Origin of the sequence: Streptomyces sp. bgisy159 (assembly GCF_965341775.1) — a bacterium.
In the GTDB taxonomy this organism is placed as follows: domain Bacteria; phylum Actinomycetota; class Actinomycetes; order Streptomycetales; family Streptomycetaceae; genus Streptomyces.
Genome location: NZ_CBDQZH010000029.1, coordinates 1 through 15,575, shown reverse-complemented (window position 1 = coordinate 15,575; position 15,575 = coordinate 1). Strand labels below are relative to the sequence as shown.

Genomic DNA, 15,575 nt, shown 5'->3' with positions numbered 1-15,575 from the left:
CACGGACCGTCAGAAAATTCTGACCGGGGGCAACTCGGATGGCGCACCGGGCTCGCTTCGGACCACCCGTTCGCCGCCGCACCCGTCGCCGCTTCCGCCCACTGCGCTTAGCGTGCTCGTATGCGCGATAAGGATGCGGCGACGGCCGTGTCGAAAGGGGATGGCGAATGTCCGGATATGAGCTGTCCGAATGGGCTGAAGAGGAGGAGCGGCCCAAGAAGCGCGCGCCCTGGGGCGTGATAGCGCTGGTGCTGTTGACCGGCCTCGCGCTCATCCGGAACGGGTCGGGCGAATTCGACGTGGGCCCGCCGCAGCCCGCCTCCGCGGCGGCCCCGGACAGCCGTACCGCCCCGGGCAGCACCCTCGGCCGGGCACCGGACCCGCTGCCGTACGGTGTGCCCGACCGGGTGCGCATCCCCGCCATCCAGGTGGACGCGCCGATCATGGCGGTAGGGCTGGACGCCGCCGGCTGGGTCGCCGCGCCGCCGCCCGAGGACCCGAATCTGGCCGGCTGGTTCACCGGGGCGGTGTCGCCCGGCGAGAAGGGCACGGCGGTCGTCGTCGGCCATGTCGACAATCACCAGGGCCCCGCCGTCTTCTACGGGCTCGGGGCGCTGAAGAAGGGCAATCGCGTCGAAGTGGCGCGCAAGGACGGAAAGACCGCGGTCTTCGAGATCTACGGCATCGAGGTGTTCGAGAAGAACAACTTCCCCGGTGACCGTGTCTACGGCTCCAAGGGCACGCCGGAACTGCGGGTCATCACCTGCGGTGGCGGTTTCTCCAAGACCAATGGCTACGACGGGAACGTGGTGGCTTTCGCCCGCCTGACCGAGGTCCGCTGAGCGGCCCCGGCCCGGCGGGCGGATTCCCGGATTCCCGGATTCCCGTCAGGCGGGCACCCGGCGGGGCACATCGATGTGGTACCCGGAATCCAGCAGTTGCGGCAGATAACGGCGCAGCGCCCGCACGCTCTGCGAGCGGTCGCCCCCGGCGTCGTGCGAGAGCACCACGACGCCGGGGGCGGCGCCGTCGGCCACCCGGTCGACGATGGTGCGGGTGCCCGGGGTGGTCCAGTCGAGGGTGTCGACGGTCCAGGCCAGCGGCTCCATGCCCAGCTCGGCGCCGAGCTGGAAGGCGGCCCGGTTCCAGGCCCCGTAGGGGGCGCGGAACCACGCGGGCCGCTCGCCGTAGGTGGACTCGATGATGTCGCTGGTGCGCTCCATCTGGGAGCGGATCTGGCGGCGGCCGAGCCGAGTGAGCAGGGGGTGGGACCAGGTGTGGTTGCCGACCACATGGCCCTCGTCGGCCATCCGGGCCAGCAGATCCGCGTTGTCGCCGACCATCTCCCCGCACACGAAGAACATCGCGCGCACGTCGTACTCGGCGAGGGTGTCGAGGATTCCGGGGGTGTAACGGCGGTCGGGTCCGTCGTCGAAGGTCAGCACCATGGTGCGGCCGCGGCCGGTCATCCGCAGCAGGGGTTCGTGGCGGACCGTGAGGTGTTCGGGCGCGGTCTGCGGCGGCCCGAATCCCGTCATCGGTCTCAGGCGGTAGGCGGACGGCTTCAGCGGGGCGCCGCGGGGGGCACCCGCGGCGGGCCCGGCAGGGGAGCGGGGTGCGGTGCCGCCGGTGCCGGAGGCGAACAGGCCGGCGGCGCCGGCCGCCGCCCCCACCGCCGCGGCGCCGGCGAGCAGGGCCCCGCGGCGCGTGAGGAACTGATCCTTCTTCATGAGTCATCAGTCGCCCGGCGGGCCGTCGGCGCACCACCGCGACACCGGGGTGGGGGCATGATTGCACCCGGCTGGCGCAACACCCGTGGTGAGGGCGGGGCGGTCAGCGCCGCTCACGGGTTCGGATAGCCTCGGGGCGTGACGGAACAGCACTCTCAGCAGCCCGCACAGCGGTTCGAGCGGGGGACGGACGGGCCCAAGGTCATCCTGGTCGGGGTCGACGGATCGGACACCTCGATGCGGGCGGCGGCGTACGCCGCGGGGCTGGCCCGGCGACAGCGGGCGCTGCTGGCCGTGGTGTACGTGCAGCCCGTGATGGCGGCCGGGATGGCGCTCGGGGCTCCGGTCGCGGACGCCACCGACCAGGTCGCCGAGGATCTGGTGGCGGAGATCCGGGAGGCGGCCGAGCGGTTGCGGGGGCTGTTCGAGGTCCGCTGGGAGTTCCACACGTTCCGCGGGGACCCCTACTCGGGCCTGGTGAAGGCCGCGGAGGAGCTGACGGCCGACGCGGTGGTCGTCGGCGCGTCCGAGCAGGCCGGTCACCGCATCGTCGGCTCGGTCGCGGTGCGGCTGGTGAAGGCGGGACGCTGGCCGGTGACGGTGGTGCCGTGACCGGCCGCGCGTCAGGGTCCGCCGGGAAGGGGTCTACTCCCCCATCGTGAGGCCGTCCTGTGCCGCGCCCCGGCTCAGGGCCATGTCCCGGATCCGGTCTCGTACACCCCGGACGTCGGCGCCCCGGGCGAGGGCGCGGTTGAGGTTGAGGACCCGGCCGGCGTCCACGTCGAACAACTGGGGCACGAACTCGGCCCGGGTGACCTTCCAGCGGCCGCCGGGGCGTTCCGGCGGGGCGAAGGAGAAGCGGGCGAGCGTGGACTGGTTGCCCCGCGGGTCCCGGACTCCCTGGTGGTTGAACATCTCGCCGGCGATCTGGTCGCCCATGCCGTAGACCACCCAGGTGCCGTTGACCTTCTCGTACGCCTGCGGGATGTGGGCGTGGGTGCCGAGGATCAGGTCGATGTCGGGGCGGTGGCCGGTGCGGGAGGCGGTGAGGGTCCGGGCGAGGGCCAGTTGGCGGTCGTCGGGGGCGTCCTGCCATTCGGTGCCCCAGTGCATCGACACGACGACCACGTCGGCGCCCGCCTTCCGGGCGGCCTTGGCGTCGGCGAGGATCCGGTTCTGGTCGATGAGGTTGACCGTCCAGGGCGCCCCCGGGGGCTGGGGGTAGCCGTTGGTGTCGTAGGTGTAGGCGAGGTGGGCGACCTTCGCGGTGCCCGCGCGCAGCAGGGTGATCCCGTTGGCCTCGGCCTCGGTGCGGGCGGTGCCGGCGTGGCGGACGCCCGCGGCGTCGAGGGCGTCGAGGGTGCGGCGGACGCCGGCGGCGCCGTCGTCGAGGCTGTGGTTGGAGGCGGTGGAGCAGCCGTCGTAGCCGGTGGCGGCGAGCGCCTCGGCGATCTCGGGCGGTGACGTGAAGGCGGGGTAGCCGGAGTAGTGGCCGTCCGCGCCGTACACGGTCTCCATGTGGCACAGCGCGAGGTCGGCGCGGGAGACGACCGGCCTGACGCCCTCCAGCATGGGGCGGAAGTCGTAGCCGGTGCCGCCGGCGTCGAAGCGGGCTCGGTCGATGATCGAGGTGTGCGGCAGGACGTCGCCGGAGGCCACGAGTGTGAAGCCGCGGGCCCGGGCGGCGGAGGGCGCGGGATGTCCGGGCGGGTCGGTCGGTCGGTCTTCGTCGGCCTGGCAGGCGGCGGCCGCCGCGAGGACGGCCGTCAGGGCGAGGGCCAGCTGTCGGCTGCGCGCGATCACCAGATCACCCCTTTACCGGAGGATTGTCGTATTTACGCACTCCTCACTACTAGTCCATTTCCGGACGCGAACCGCCCCGGCGCTCCCTGGCCCGCCCCGCCGATGCGCGCGATCGGCGTAGCCGGACGCGGAGCCGGGCAGGGAACCAGGCGGGTGAGCCGACCGTTCGTCGAACCGTTCGTCGACGCGATCGACCGTCCGTCGCAGACCCGTGTGCGCGCCCTGTCCGAAACCGCTCGCCTGGGGTGCCATACGCGCATGACGGCCGCTACCGCCTTCCCGCACCCCACGACCACCGCCGAACACGAGCTCGCCGCACTGCAGCGCGAGCACGGCCGGCCGCTGTTCGCGCTGCTGCTCAGGCTGTGCGACGGAGACCGGCAGCGCGCCGAGGATCTCCTCCAGGAGACCCTGGTGCGCGCCTGGCAGCACCCGGAGGCGCTGCGCGCCGACGACTTCGACTCCGTACGGCCCTGGCTGATGACCGTGGGCCGGCGGCTCGCCATCGACGCGCGGCGCGCCCGGCAGGCGCGGCCCGCCGAAGTGGCGGACTCGGTACTGGAACACGCTCCCGCGGCCGCCGATCACGCCGAGCGGGCCGTGGCCACGCTGGATGTGCGCGAGGCTGTGAAGACACTCACTCCGGAGCACCGGGAAGTACTGGTACTGGTGTATTTCCAGGGGGCCAGTGTGGCGGAAGCCGCCGAAACGCTGGGGATTCCGCCCGGTACGGTGAAGTCCCGCGCGTACTACGCGCTGCGCGCCCTGCGCCGGGTGCTGCCCGGATACGCGGCCGACCTGCACTGAAACCAGCAGTCGAGTCAAACCTCCGTAAAGCGCCTTGCCGACGACCCCTGTTGAGTAATCGGCTGTCCTCATCCGTGTTCCGGACCGGGACCCGGTATCGGGCGACGCGCACGCACCGGAGGAAGGCAGGAAGGGATGCTGCACAGAGGTCACGAGCCTGCGGACGGCGCCGACGACGGCGAACTCACCGTTCCCATGGCCTGGTTCTACGCCGAGTACATCGCCGACGAACTGCTGCGGACCGGCGATCTCATGCCACCGACGTCCTTCGAGTTCCGCGCCGGCCGCGACGCGCTGGCGCTGACCATCTTCCTCTCGGACACCGACGGCGAGCTGCCCGGGATCCGGGTCGTCACCCAGCTGGAGACCTGGCTGTCGCTCACGGCGTACGACCAGCCGTGGCAGGACTGGGTGCGGGAGCGGATGGCCCAACTGGCCGCGGGGGCGGCGGGGTCGACGGATCCGGCGCCGGACCTGGACCTGGCGTCGGCGGCCTGGCGGTGGCTGGAGGAGACCGAACTGCTCGCCCCCGACCTGAACGCGGTGCCGGGCGGCGCCGGAACGGGCGAGGACGAGGGGCCGAAGGTGTGGACGCCGGCCTGGCAGCTCGGTCTGCCGCTCGGGCACCTGGCGATCCATCTTTTTTAGATTCCGACCAATCCGAGGGCCCGCCCGCTCCGAACATCTGGTCACGATTCGGTGTGGGCGTGAGTGATTCCGCGTCCTGGTCCGTACCGGTGGGAGCAAGGAGTAACCCCACCCGCACCCTACGGCACGAGGATTCGGCATGAGGTCCCTGGAAAGGCATGCGGACGTCGGTGCGTACGCGCTCGGCGTGCTGGACGAGGCGGAGGCGTTCCGCTTCGAGGACCACCTCATGGAGTGTCCTCGGTGCACGGCCCAGGTCACCGAGTTCGGTGCCACCACCCGGCAGCTGATGCTCTACCGGCGGGCGACACCGCGCACCGTGCATCCCTTCGCCGGGCCGGGTCCCCGACTGCTGGACCGGCTGGTCGCGGAGGTGGCCGCCCGGCGGCGTGCCGCGCGGCGGCGGGTGCTGTTCGGGCTGGCGGCCTCGGTGGTCGCGGCGGTGGCGGGGCCGGCGCTCGCGCTGCTGGCCGGCGGCGGGGGCGACGACGCCGTGCGGGTGACCGCGACGGACGAACGCTCGGGCGTGTGGGCCCAGGTGACGACCGAGGACATGCCCTGGGGCAGCCAGGTCGAGGTGAAGGTGAAGGACGCCGCCGGCCCCCGTACCTGCCGTCTGGTCATCGTGGGCCTGGACGGCTCCGAGCACACGGTCACCAGCTGGTCGGCCCCCGACCACGACGCCCGGCCCAGCACGATGCACGGTGGCTCGGCCTGGCACACCGACCAGATCGCGCACTACGAGATCCGCACGACCGAGGGCCGGACGCTGGTGCAGCTGCCCTCGCCCCGGGAATAGGGCCGCCTGCGACCCGGGTCCCGCGGCGGCGCCGGCAGGTGGCGCGCCCCCGCGGCGGGCTAGAAGGTGACCTCTCGCGTGGCCACGGTGGCCGTCCGGCGGCCCGGAGCGCGCTGGCCGTTCCAGTAGAAGTTGGTGTGGGCGATCACCTGCTCCGGGGCCGGCGCTCCGGCGACCGGCAGGCTCTCCGTGGTGTGCGCGTCGCCGACCAGGGTCACGTCGTAGCCGCGCGCCAGGGCTCCGTGGAGCGTGGAACGGACGCAGAAGTCGGTCTGGGCGCCGGTGACGACCAGGCTGCCCACCCCGAGCCCGGCGAGCACCGACTCCAGTTCGGTGGCCTCGAAAGAGTCCCGGTAGGTCTTGTGGACGAGGGGCTCGGCGGTCCCCCGGACCAGTTCGGGGACGTACCGCCAGGCGTCGGTGTCGCGTTTCAGCCACCGGTCGGAGTGCTGTATCCACACCACCGGGACGTCCGCCGCACGCGCCCGTTCGACCAGGGTGCCGATGTTCCGCAGCACTCCCTCTCGGTCGTGGGCCTCGGACACGACGCCGTTCTGGACGTCGATGACCAGCAGCGCGGTGTGCGGCCGGTCGGGAAGGGTGGTCATGCGTCCCCCTGGTGGAGTCCTGGGCCCGGTGAGGCCCGGTGAGGCCCGGTCCGTCGGCCCCCAATGATCGCGCATCGCCGGGATTATTTCAGCAGCCGGGACAGTCTGCGGTCGGCCAGTGGCTTCCCGCCGGTCTGGCAGGTGGGGCAGTACTGCAGGGAGGAGTCGCTGAAGGAGACCTCGCGGACGGTGTCGCCGCAGACCGGGCAGGGCTCACCGGTGCGGCCGTGGACACGCAGGCCGGACTTCTTCTCCGCCTTCAGCCGGCCGGCGGCCAGGCCACGGGAGCGCTCCACCGCCTCCGTGAGCGTGGTGCGCAGCGCCGTGTACAGGGCGTGCGTCTGCTCCGGGGTCAGGGTGGCCGCCACCTTGAACGGGGACATGCGCGCGGCGTGCAGGATCTCGTCGCTGTAGGCGTTGCCGACCCCGGCGATCAGGCCCTGGTCGCGCAGGGCGCCCTTGATCCGGCGGCGCTCCCCGGCGAGCAGTGCCGCGAACCGCTCCTCGTCGAAGTCGTCGGCGAGCGGGTCGGGGCCCAGCCGGGCCACCCCGGGGACCTCCCGCGGTTCGCGGACGACGTACACCGCGAGGCGCTTCTGGGTGCCGGCCTCGGTGAGGTCGAAGCCCGCGCCGGTCTCCAGGGCCACCCGCAGCGCCAGCGGGCCCTTGCCGGGGCGCGGCATGCCGCCGGGCAGCGGGTCCTTCCAGTGCAGCCAGCCGGCCCGCGCCAGATGGGTGAGCAGCCGGGGGCCGCCTGCGGTCTCCACGTCGAGGAACTTGCCGTGGCGGTGCACCGCCGTGACCGGATGGTCCTCAAGGGCCGTGACCGGCGGGTCGTACGTCTTCAGGACGCTGATCGCGACGGGCAGCACGCGCACGATCCGCTGACCGACGAGGTGCTCGGTCAGGAAGTCCTTGAGCGCTTCCACCTCGGGGAGTTCGGGCATACGTCAAGGGTGCCATCGACGGCTCAGCCCTGTGCGGGCACGATGAACTCGCACCACACGCACTTCCCGCCGCCCCGCGCCTCCACGCCCCACCCGTCGGTCAGCAGGTCGACGAGGAGCAGCCCGCGCCCGGAGACCCCGGACTCCCCGGCTTCGCGCCGGCGCGGCAGGGCGCTGGAGGAGTCCTCGACCTCCACCCGCAGCCGGCGGTCGGCGCCGGTGAGGACCCGCAGGGTGAGGATGGCGGCGCCCTCGGTGTGCATCAGCGCGTTGGTGACCAGCTCGTCGGCGACCAGTTCGATCTCGTCGGCGCGGTCCCCGGCGCCCCAGCCGCGCACGGCGGCGCGGATCATGTGCCGGGCGTGGGCCAGCGCCTCGGGGTCGCCGGACGCCACGTGCTGCTGGAGGCGGCCGCCGGCCCGCGGGGTGTCCTCGCCCCGACGGCGCAGCAGGAGCAGCGCCACGTCGTCGTCGCCCCCGCGTTCCTCGGCGGCGTCGATCAGCCGGTCGGCGAGGGCCCGGACGTCGTCGGGTCCGGCCGCGATCATCTCGGCGAGACCGCACATGCCGTCGTCCAGGTCGGCGCCGGGCTGCTCGACCAGGCCGTCGGTGCACAGCAGCAGGGTGGCCCCGGGGTCCAGCTCGACCGTGCCGACGGGGTACTGCAGGCTGCCGAACTCCGCCGACAGCCCTAGCGGCAGCCCGCCGGGGACCTCGATCCGCCGGCAGGTGCGGTCGGTGCCGCGCACCAGCGGGTCGATGTGCCCCGCCCGGACCACCTGCACCACCCCGGTGGACAGGTCGGCCTCGGCGTACAGGCAGGTCGCGAAGCGGTCGGTGTCGAGTTCGTGGAGGAAGACGGAGGCGCGGGCCATCACCGTGGCCGGGGGGTGCCCCTCTGCCGCGTAGGCGCGCAGCACGATGCGCAGCTGGCCCATGACGGCGGCGGCGTGCGTGTCATGCCCCTGGACGTCGCCGATGACCGCGCCGACCCGGCTGCCGGGCAGCGGGATCAGGTCGTACCAGTCGCCGCCGATGTCCCGGCCGAGGCTGCCGCCGATGGTGGCGGCCCGGTAGCGGACGGCGACGTCGGCGCCGGGCACGCTGGGGATGGTGCGCGGCAGCATGGCCTGCTGCAGGCCCTGGGCGATGTCCTTCTCCTGCTCGTAGAACATCGCCCGCTGCATGCTCTGCGCGATGCTGCTGCCGAGTGCCACGAGGATGTCGCGCTCCTCGGGGCGGAAGCGGGTGCGGTCGCTGTAGAGCAGGCCCATCGCTCCGATGGGGCGGGCCTGGACGATCAGCGGAAGGTAGGCGGCGGCGGTGATCTTCAGGCCGGTGATGTGCGGCCAGAGGATGGGGTAGCCGACGGCGAACTCCTCTGGGGACTCGATGAACCGGGGCGTGAGGGTACGCACGACCTCGCTCATCGGGTACGGCTCGTCGATGCCGGTGACCAGGGTGCCCGGCACGAAGCTTCCCTCGGGGCCCTCGGCGATCAGCCGGATCCGGTCGGCCTCGACCAGGCCCATGACGAGGCTGGTGGCGCCCAGATGGGTGAGTCCGTGGGTGTCCTTGAGGACGTCGATGACGTCCTGCACGGTCCGGGCGTGGGCCAGGGCCGCCGTGGTGAGCTGGACGACGTGGGTCTGGGTGCGGCGGCTGTCGGCCGGGGTGGGCTCGTCGCGGCGGGTGGCCAGTTCGCCGAGCTCCTCGGTGGCGTCGCGGACGATACCGACGATCCGGCGCGGGCGGCCGGTGCCGTCGCGCCGGATGTAGCCCTGGGTGTGGGTCCAGCGCAGGGCGCCGTCGCGCAGCCGGAGCCGGAAGTAGGCGCCGTAGTTCTCGCTGCCGTCCTTGATGGCCTGGGCGACCAGCGCGTCCAGGCGCAGCGCCTCCGCGCTGGGTACCCGCTGCGAGAGGGATTCCGGGCGGCCGTCGAACTCGTCGGGGCGCATGTCGAAGATCTCGTGGGCCCGGGCGTCCATGTGGAACATGCCGGTGTCCAGGTCCCAGTCGAAGGTGCCCATGCGGTTGAGCGCCAGGATCGGGTCCGGGTGGGCGGGCCAGTCGTCCGGGAGGGACAGGGCGCTCGCTCCCCGATCAGCCATGGGGCCACCTTGCCAGCATTTGTCCGATTCTTCGACCGGGGCTCGCGGTACTGGCACAGTACCGAGCACAGCGCGGCGGGAAGGAGCACACGTCCGTGGAGTGGTTCACCGAGCCCGACTACTGGCTGGGCCGGCTCGTCTTCCAGCGGGCCCTGGCCGTGCTCTACCTGGTGGCGTTCCTGTCCGCGGCGCTGCAGTTCCGTGCGCTGATCGGGGAGCGCGGCATGCTGCCGGTGCCGCGGTTCGTCGCCCGGGTGCCGTTCCGGCAGGCGCCCGGCGTGTTCCAGCTGCACTACTCGGACCGGTTCTTCGCGGGCTGCGCCTGGGCGGGCTGCGCGGTGTCGGCGGCGCTTGTGGCGGGCGTGGACGCCCACGTTCCGCTGGCGGCGGCGATGGTGCTGTGGCTGGTGCCGTGGGCGCTGTACCTGTCGATCGTCAACGTGGGCCAGACGTGGTACGGCTTCGGGTGGGAGTCGCTGCTGCTGGAGACCGGGTTCCTCGCCGTGTTCCTGGGCAACGACGAGGTGGCGCCGCCGGTCGTGGTGCTGTTCCTGCTGCGGTGGGTGCTGTTCCGGGTGGAGTTCGGCGCCGGGCTGATCAAACTGCGCGGCGATCCCTGCTGGCGGAATCTGAGCTGTCTGGACCACCACCACGAGACCCAGCCGATGCCCGGCCCGCTGAGCTGGTTCTTCCACCGTCTGCCCCGGCCCCTGCACCGGGTGGAGGTGGCCGCCAACCATGTCACCCAGCTGGTGGTCCCGGTGCTGCTGTTCGCCCCGCAGCCGGTCGCGACGGCGGCCGCCTCGCTAATGATCGTCACGCAGCTGTGGCTGGTGCTGAGCGGCAACTTCGCCTGGCTGAACTGGATCACCATCGTGCTCGCCGTGCCCGCGCTTCGGCTGCCGTACGACGCCCCGGCCACACCCGGCGCCCCGCTCTGGTACGAGGTGGTGGTGCTCGCGGTGGCCGCGCTGCTGCTGTTCCTCAGCCGTCGCCCGGTGGTGAACATGATCTCCCGGCGCCAGGTCATGAACCGCTCCTTCGACCCGCTGCACCTGGTCAACACCTACGGGGCGTTCGGCAGCGTCAGCCGGGTGCGCCACGAGGTGGTGGTCGAGGGCACGCTCGACGACGTGCCCCGGGAGGACTCCGAGTGGCGGGAGTACGAGTTCCGGGGCAAGCCCGGTGACCCCCGGCGCTGGCCGCGCCAGTTCGCCCCCTACCACCTGCGGCTGGACTGGATGATGTGGTTCGCCGCGCTGTCCCCGGCCTACGCCGGGTCCTGGTTCGGCGCGCTGGTGGAGCGGCTGCTGGAGAACGACCGCGACACACTGAGGCTGCTGCGCCGGTCCCCGTTCCCGCCCGACCGGCCGCCCCGGCACGTCCGTGCCCGTCTCTACCGCTACCGGTTCACCACCTGGCGGGAGCTGCGGGAGACGGGCGCGTGCTGGGAGCGCGCCTATGTGCGGGAGTTCCTGCCGCCGACCCGGCTGGCCGGCCCGGCCCGCAGGCCGTAGACGCGGGTGGCGGTCGCCTCGAAGAGCTGGTGGCGCTCGTCCCGCCCCGGTTCGCCGGACGGGGCGTCGACGGCCTGAACGACCTGGGCGTAGCCGGCCGCGAGGGTGCACACCGGCCAGCCCGAGCCGAACATCAGGCGGTCGGGGCCGAAGGCGTCCAGCACGGTGTCCCAGTTGGGCCGCAGGTCCGCAGTGCGCCATGCCGTCCAGTCGGCCTCGGTGACCATGCCGGACACCTTGCACACGGTGTTGGGCAGTGCGGCCGGAGGTGGTCCAGGACGAAGGTGAGCGCGGGCAGGGCCTCGGCGCGGGCCGGGAGCTGGTGGTCGAGTCGAGCACGACCAGGTCGTGCACCAGGCCGGTTCGGCGACGGCGGCCGGTGCCCACCGTACGGTCACGGCCACTCCCCCACCGGGAGCAGGCCCGAGGCCCGCAGTTCCGCCCAGAGCGCGGCGGGGACGGGCGTGCGGAACTGGCGTACACAGTCGTCGACCTCTGCGGCCGAGCGGGCGCCGATCAGGACGTGCCCGACGGCCGGGTGGGCGGCGCTGTAGGCGAGGGCGGCGGCGCGCAGGGTGGTGCCGTGACGTTCGGCGGCCTCCTTCAGGCGCAGGGCGCGCTCCACCAGGTCGCCGGGCGCCCGGCCGTAGTCGTAGGTGGCGTCCGGTCTCGGGTCGGCCAGCAGGCCGGAATTGAAGGCACCGCCGATGACCACCGGTACTCCGCGTTCCAGGGCGGCGGGGAGCAGGTCGGTGAGGGCGCCGTGGTCGAGGAGGGTGTGGCGGCCCGCGCAGAGCACCACGTCGACGTCGGTGTCGCGCACGAAGCGGGTGAGCATGGCGGACTGGTTCATGCCGGCGCCGATCGCGCGGACGACGCCCTCGGAGCGCAGGTCCTCCAGCGCGGGATAGCCCTCGCGGAAGGCCTGTTCGGCGTGGTCGTCGGGGTCGTGCAGGTAGACGGTGTCGACCCGGTCGAGGCCGAGGCGCTCCAGGCTGGCCTCCAGGGTGCGGCGGATGCCGTCGGCGGTGAAGTCCCAGACCCGGCGGTCGGTGGCGGGGACGGCGAAGCCGCCCGCGCGGTCGTCGCCGGTGCCGTCGGCGGGTTCGAGGCGGCGGCCGACCTTGGTGGAGATCCGGTACCGGTCGCGGGGGTGCTCGCGCAGGGCCTCGCCCAGGCGGCGTTCGGAGAGGCCGAGGCCGTAGTGGGGCGCGGTGTCGAAGGTGCGGATGCCGTGCCGCCAGGCCGCCTGGACGGCGTCGTAGGCCTGCTGGTCGCGGACCTCGGTGTAGAGGCCGGCGATGCCGGCGGCTCCGAAACCGAGTTCGGCGGCGGCGCTCATGACGCCGCCGGCCGCGGGCGCAGGCCCTGCATGCCGCCGTCGACGGCGAGGGCGGTGCCGGTGGTGGCGCCGGACAGGGGGCTCGCCAGGTAGGCGATGGCGCCCGCGACCTCGGCGGCGCTGACCAGCCGGCCCGTGGGCTGGCGGGCTTCGAGGGCGGCGCGTTCGGCGACCGGATCGTCCGCCCGGTCGAGCAGGCGGCCGATCCACGGGGTGTCCGCGGTACCGGGGTTGACGCAGTTGACGCGGATGCCCTCGCGGACGTGGTCGGCGGCCATGGCGAGGGTGAGGGACTGCACGGCGCCCTTGGTGGCGCTGTAGAGCGCGCGCTGCGGGAGCCCGGCGGTGGCGGCCACCGAGCAGGTGTTGACGACGGCGGCATGCGCGGAGGCCCGCAGGTACGGCAGTGCGGCGCGGGCCACCCGCACCATGCCGACGACGTTGACGTCGAGGACGCGGTGCCATTCGGCGTCGTCGTTGTCCTCGACGGTGCCCTGGGCGCCGACGCCCGCGTTGTTGACCACGACGTCCAGCCCGCCGAGGTCGGCGGCGGCCGCGGCGACCGCCGTACGGACCGAGGCGTCGTCGGTGACGTCGGCGCGGTATCCGAGCAGCGGTCGCTCGACGCCGGACGGGTCGAGGTCGAGGACGGCGACCCGGGCGCCCCGCTCGGCGAGCAGTGCGGCGGTGGCCCGGCCGATGCCGGAGGCGCCGCCCGTGACCAGGGCGCGCAGCCCCTCGAAGTCGTTCATGCAGCCTGCTCCTTCCGGCCGGTGGCGAGGTCGGCGGCCCAGAAGGCGCCGTCGGGGTAGGTGTAGCGCGCGACGGCCCCGGGGAGCATCGCGGCCGAGAAGCCGGGCGCGGTGGGTGCCGTGTAGTGGCCGTCCCGGATCACCACCGGTTCGAGGAAGTGATCGTGCAGATGGTCGACGTACTCGATGACGCGGTCCTCGGTGGTGCCGGAGAGGGCCACGTAGTCGAACATCGACAGGTGCTGGACGAGTTCGCACAGGCCGACGCCGCCGGCGTGCGGGCAGACCGGCACGCCGAACCTGGCCGCCAGCAGCAGGATCGCGAGGTTCTCGTTGACCCCGCCGACGCGGGCCGCGTCGAGCTGGAGGACGTCGAGGGCGCCGGCCTGGGCGGCGAGCCGGGTGAGCTCGGCGTCGTCGTAGCCGAGCCAGCCGGCGGAGGTGGTGTAGGCGGGGTAGCCGCGTTCCAGGAGGCGGGCGGTCCGCTCGGCGGAGCCCTCCTTGCCGCGCCACAGCAGGCGCAGGGCGTCGTCGGGAGTCAGGGCGTCGGTGAGGTAGCGGAAGTCGATCTGCCGGACCAGCCACTCGGGTTCGGCCTCGGCGAGCAGCCGCCACAGCGGCTTGCCCGCGCGCTTGGCGGCGAGGTCCCAGGCGGCGTTGACGACGGCGCCGATCGCCATGTGCATCACACCCTTCTCGGGGCCGAGCCAGCGCAGCTGGCTGTCGCCGACCAGGTCGCGGCTCAGGGTGCCGGGGTCGGCGCAGAGCCGGTCGACCTCGCGTCCCACCACGTGCTCGCGCAGCGCCTCGATCGCGGCGACCTGGACGTCGTTGCCCCGCCCGATGGTGAAGGTGAACCCGTGTCCCTGGTGGCCGTCGGCGGCGTCGGTGCGCAGTACGGCGTAGGCGGCCGAGTAGTCGGGGTCGGGGTTCATCGCGTCGGACCCGTCGAGTTCCCGGGAGGTGGGGAACCGGATGTCGTAGGTGTCGAGGGCGGTGACGCGGGCCGGGATCGGACTCACGGGACCCCTTTCACCGAGCGGCAGCCATCCGATATCCATCAGGGAGCATCCCTGTCACAACACCCCGCAGCGCTCGGTCGGCCGGTCTTTGCCCCATATTGATCCGATGATTGATTGAGTGTCCCATCGTCCGAGGAGTCTCCGTGAGCAGCTGGACCGGCCGTACCGCCGTCGAGATCGCCGCCGCCGTGCGGGAGAGGCGGGTCACGCCGCGCGAGGTGGTGGTGGACCATCTCGACCGGATCGCCCGGCTGGACGGGCGGATCGGCGCGTTCCGCTCGGTGCGCGCGGCGGCGGCCCGGGCCGAGGCCGACGAGGTCGGCGCTCGCGGCGATCTGGCCCGGCTGCCGCTCGCGGGGGTGCCGGTGGCCGTCAAGGACAACCTCCCGGTGCGCGGCGAGACGATGCGCGTCGGCTCGACGGCGACCCCGGACACCCCCGCCGTCGAGGACCATGTGACCGTGGCCCGGCTGCGGGCGGCCGGCGCGGTGGTCGTGGGGCTGACACAGGTGCCGGAGCTGTGCGTCTTCGGCACGACGGACGGGGTGCACGGCACGGCCCGCAATCCCTGGGACACCTCCCGCTCGGCGGGCGGCTCCTCGGGCGGCAGCGCCGCCGCCGTCGCCGCGGGCTTCGCGCCGCTGGCGCTCGGCAACGACGGGATGGGATCGCTGCGCATCCCGGCGGCCGTGTGCGGTCTGGTCACCGTCAAGCCGGGTCACGGGACGGTGCCGGCGGGCATCGGCGACGGCGCCTGGTTCGGCATGGCGGAGAACGGCCCGCTGGCCACCACGGTGGCCGACGCGCGCCTGATGCTGTCGGTCCTGGCGGACACGGACGTTCCCGGCGCCGGTGAGCCGGGCGTCCGGCGGATCGCGGTGTCCCTGCGCAGCCCGCTGGCCGGGGTTCCCGTCGCCGCGCCGTACGCCGACGCGGTGCGGGAGGCGGCCGCGGTGCTGGCGGGGGCGGGGCACCGGGTGCGGCGCGCGGAGCCGCCGTATCCGCTGTCGCTGGGCGTCACCGCGCTCACCCACTGGACGGCGGGCACGGCCGTGGACGCCCGGGGTCTGGACCCGCGGCTGCTGGACCGACGGACCCGGGTGCACGCGGCGGTGGGGCGGCGGTTCGTCACGGCGGCCCGCTCGGGGGCGGCGCGCGAGCGGCTGCGGCGGCGGCTGGAGCCGTTCCTGACCGAGTACGACGTGCTGCTCACCCCGGCGCTGGCCCGCCGCTCCCCGCGGTCGGCGCCCTGGCACCGGCGGGGGTGGCTGCGCAATCTCCTGGCGAACACCGCCTATGCGCCGCTGACACCGCCGTGGAACCTGACCGGCTGGCCGGCGATGACGGTCCCGCTGGGCGCGCTGCCGTCGGGTGCCCCGACGGCGGTCCAGTTGGTGGGGCGGCCCGGGACGGAAGGGCGACTGCTGGCGCTGGCGGAGCAGTTGGAGGAGTCGCGGCCCTGGCGCCGGGGGGGGGGACCCCCACTGGG

Annotated in this window: 16 protein-coding genes; 7 read left to right on the top strand and 9 right to left on the bottom strand. The window is 73.5% G+C overall.

All coding sequences use genetic code 11. From position 1 onward, the window contains the following. Nucleotides 1-167: 167 nt before the first annotated feature. Nucleotides 168-842, top strand: a complete 675-nt coding sequence (locus ACSLTV_RS24790; RefSeq protein WP_432136739.1) for a class F sortase — start codon at nucleotides 168-170, stop codon at nucleotides 840-842. 45 nt (nucleotides 843-887) lie between these two features. Here ACSLTV_RS24790 and ACSLTV_RS24785 read toward each other — a convergent pair whose 3' ends face one another. Next, nucleotides 888-1,730: a polysaccharide deacetylase family protein gene (locus ACSLTV_RS24785; protein ID WP_432136740.1), complete on the bottom strand. Its 843-nt coding sequence runs from the start codon at nucleotides 1,728-1,730 to the stop codon at nucleotides 888-890. A 138-nt stretch (nucleotides 1,731-1,868) separates the two neighbouring features. Here ACSLTV_RS24785 and ACSLTV_RS24780 point away from each other — a divergent pair, with 138 nt between their 5' ends. Beyond that, nucleotides 1,869-2,342 carry a universal stress protein gene (locus ACSLTV_RS24780; RefSeq protein WP_432136741.1) on the top strand — a complete coding sequence of 158 codons (474 nt, stop codon included), beginning with the start codon at nucleotides 1,869-1,871 and terminating at the stop codon, nucleotides 2,340-2,342. A 33-nt stretch (nucleotides 2,343-2,375) separates the two neighbouring features. On the opposite strand, the gene ACSLTV_RS24775 is transcribed toward ACSLTV_RS24780, so the two are convergent. Then, nucleotides 2,376-3,533, bottom strand: a complete 1,158-nt coding sequence (locus ACSLTV_RS24775; protein WP_432136742.1) for a CapA family protein — start codon at nucleotides 3,531-3,533, stop codon at nucleotides 2,376-2,378. Between the two features lie 258 nt (nucleotides 3,534-3,791). Between ACSLTV_RS24775 and ACSLTV_RS24770 the strand changes: the two genes are divergently transcribed. The 3 genes from ACSLTV_RS24770 to ACSLTV_RS24760 all read left to right on the top strand — a co-directional run bounded on the left by ACSLTV_RS24770 (nucleotide 3,792) and on the right by ACSLTV_RS24760 (nucleotide 5,787). Beyond that, nucleotides 3,792-4,340, top strand: a complete 549-nt coding sequence (locus ACSLTV_RS24770) for a sigma-70 family RNA polymerase sigma factor (protein WP_432136743.1) — start codon at nucleotides 3,792-3,794, stop codon at nucleotides 4,338-4,340. Between the two features lie 135 nt (nucleotides 4,341-4,475). Then, nucleotides 4,476-4,988, top strand: coding sequence for a hypothetical protein (locus ACSLTV_RS24765; protein WP_432155342.1), 513 nt, complete (start codon nucleotides 4,476-4,478; stop codon nucleotides 4,986-4,988). Nucleotides 4,989-5,127: 139 nt separating this feature from the next. Next, nucleotides 5,128-5,787: a zf-HC2 domain-containing protein gene (locus tag ACSLTV_RS24760; RefSeq protein WP_432136745.1), complete on the top strand. Its 660-nt coding sequence runs from the start codon at nucleotides 5,128-5,130 to the stop codon at nucleotides 5,785-5,787. Nucleotides 5,788-5,846: 59 nt separating this feature from the next. Here the strand turns inward: ACSLTV_RS24760 and ACSLTV_RS24755 are convergent, their stop codons facing one another. The 3 genes from ACSLTV_RS24755 to ACSLTV_RS24745 form a co-directional block, all read right to left on the bottom strand. After that, on the bottom strand, nucleotides 5,847-6,395 hold the full coding sequence (locus ACSLTV_RS24755; protein ID WP_432136746.1) for an isochorismatase family protein: 549 nt from the start codon (nucleotides 6,393-6,395) through the stop codon (nucleotides 5,847-5,849). A gap of 83 nt (nucleotides 6,396-6,478) precedes the next feature. Beyond that, the gene (locus ACSLTV_RS24750) at nucleotides 6,479-7,342 is read right to left on the bottom strand and encodes an Fpg/Nei family DNA glycosylase (protein ID WP_432136747.1); all 864 of its coding nucleotides are present in this window, start codon (nucleotides 7,340-7,342) and stop codon (nucleotides 6,479-6,481) included. A 23-nt stretch (nucleotides 7,343-7,365) separates the two neighbouring features. Further along, nucleotides 7,366-9,453 (bottom strand): SpoIIE family protein phosphatase, encoded by a 2,088-nt coding sequence (locus ACSLTV_RS24745; protein WP_432136748.1) that lies wholly within the window; start codon nucleotides 9,451-9,453, stop codon nucleotides 7,366-7,368. A 95-nt stretch (nucleotides 9,454-9,548) separates the two neighbouring features. Here ACSLTV_RS24745 and ACSLTV_RS24740 point away from each other — a divergent pair, with 95 nt between their 5' ends. Continuing rightward, nucleotides 9,549-10,970, top strand: a complete 1,422-nt coding sequence (locus ACSLTV_RS24740) for a lipase maturation factor family protein (protein ID WP_432155344.1) — start codon at nucleotides 9,549-9,551, stop codon at nucleotides 10,968-10,970. Here the strand turns inward: ACSLTV_RS24740 and ACSLTV_RS24735 are convergent. From ACSLTV_RS24735 to ACSLTV_RS24720, 4 genes are all read right to left on the bottom strand, one after another. Further along, a complete protein-coding gene (locus ACSLTV_RS24735) occupies nucleotides 10,913-11,197 on the bottom strand; it encodes an amidohydrolase family protein (RefSeq protein WP_435612909.1) in 285 nt (94 codons plus the stop codon). The two genes, ACSLTV_RS24740 and ACSLTV_RS24735, sit on opposite strands and share 58 nt — an antisense overlap. Before the next feature lie 167 nt (nucleotides 11,198-11,364). Then, nucleotides 11,365-12,312, bottom strand: a complete 948-nt coding sequence (locus tag ACSLTV_RS24730) for an aldo/keto reductase (protein WP_435612908.1) — start codon at nucleotides 12,310-12,312, stop codon at nucleotides 11,365-11,367. Beyond that, entirely contained in the window at nucleotides 12,309-13,064 is a 756-nt protein-coding gene (locus tag ACSLTV_RS24725) for an SDR family NAD(P)-dependent oxidoreductase (protein ID WP_432136751.1), read from the bottom strand. Before ACSLTV_RS24725 ends, ACSLTV_RS24730 begins: the two co-directional genes overlap by 4 nt. Next, the gene (locus ACSLTV_RS24720) at nucleotides 13,061-14,086 is read right to left on the bottom strand and encodes an enolase C-terminal domain-like protein (protein ID WP_435612907.1); all 1,026 of its coding nucleotides are present in this window, start codon (nucleotides 14,084-14,086) and stop codon (nucleotides 13,061-13,063) included. Before ACSLTV_RS24720 ends, ACSLTV_RS24725 begins: the two co-directional genes overlap by 4 nt. A 143-nt stretch (nucleotides 14,087-14,229) precedes the next feature. Between ACSLTV_RS24720 and ACSLTV_RS24715 the strand changes: the two genes are divergently transcribed. Continuing rightward, nucleotides 14,230-15,575, top strand: a 1,346-nt coding sequence (locus ACSLTV_RS24715; RefSeq protein WP_435612906.1) for an amidase, incomplete at its 3' end; no start/stop codon positions are given.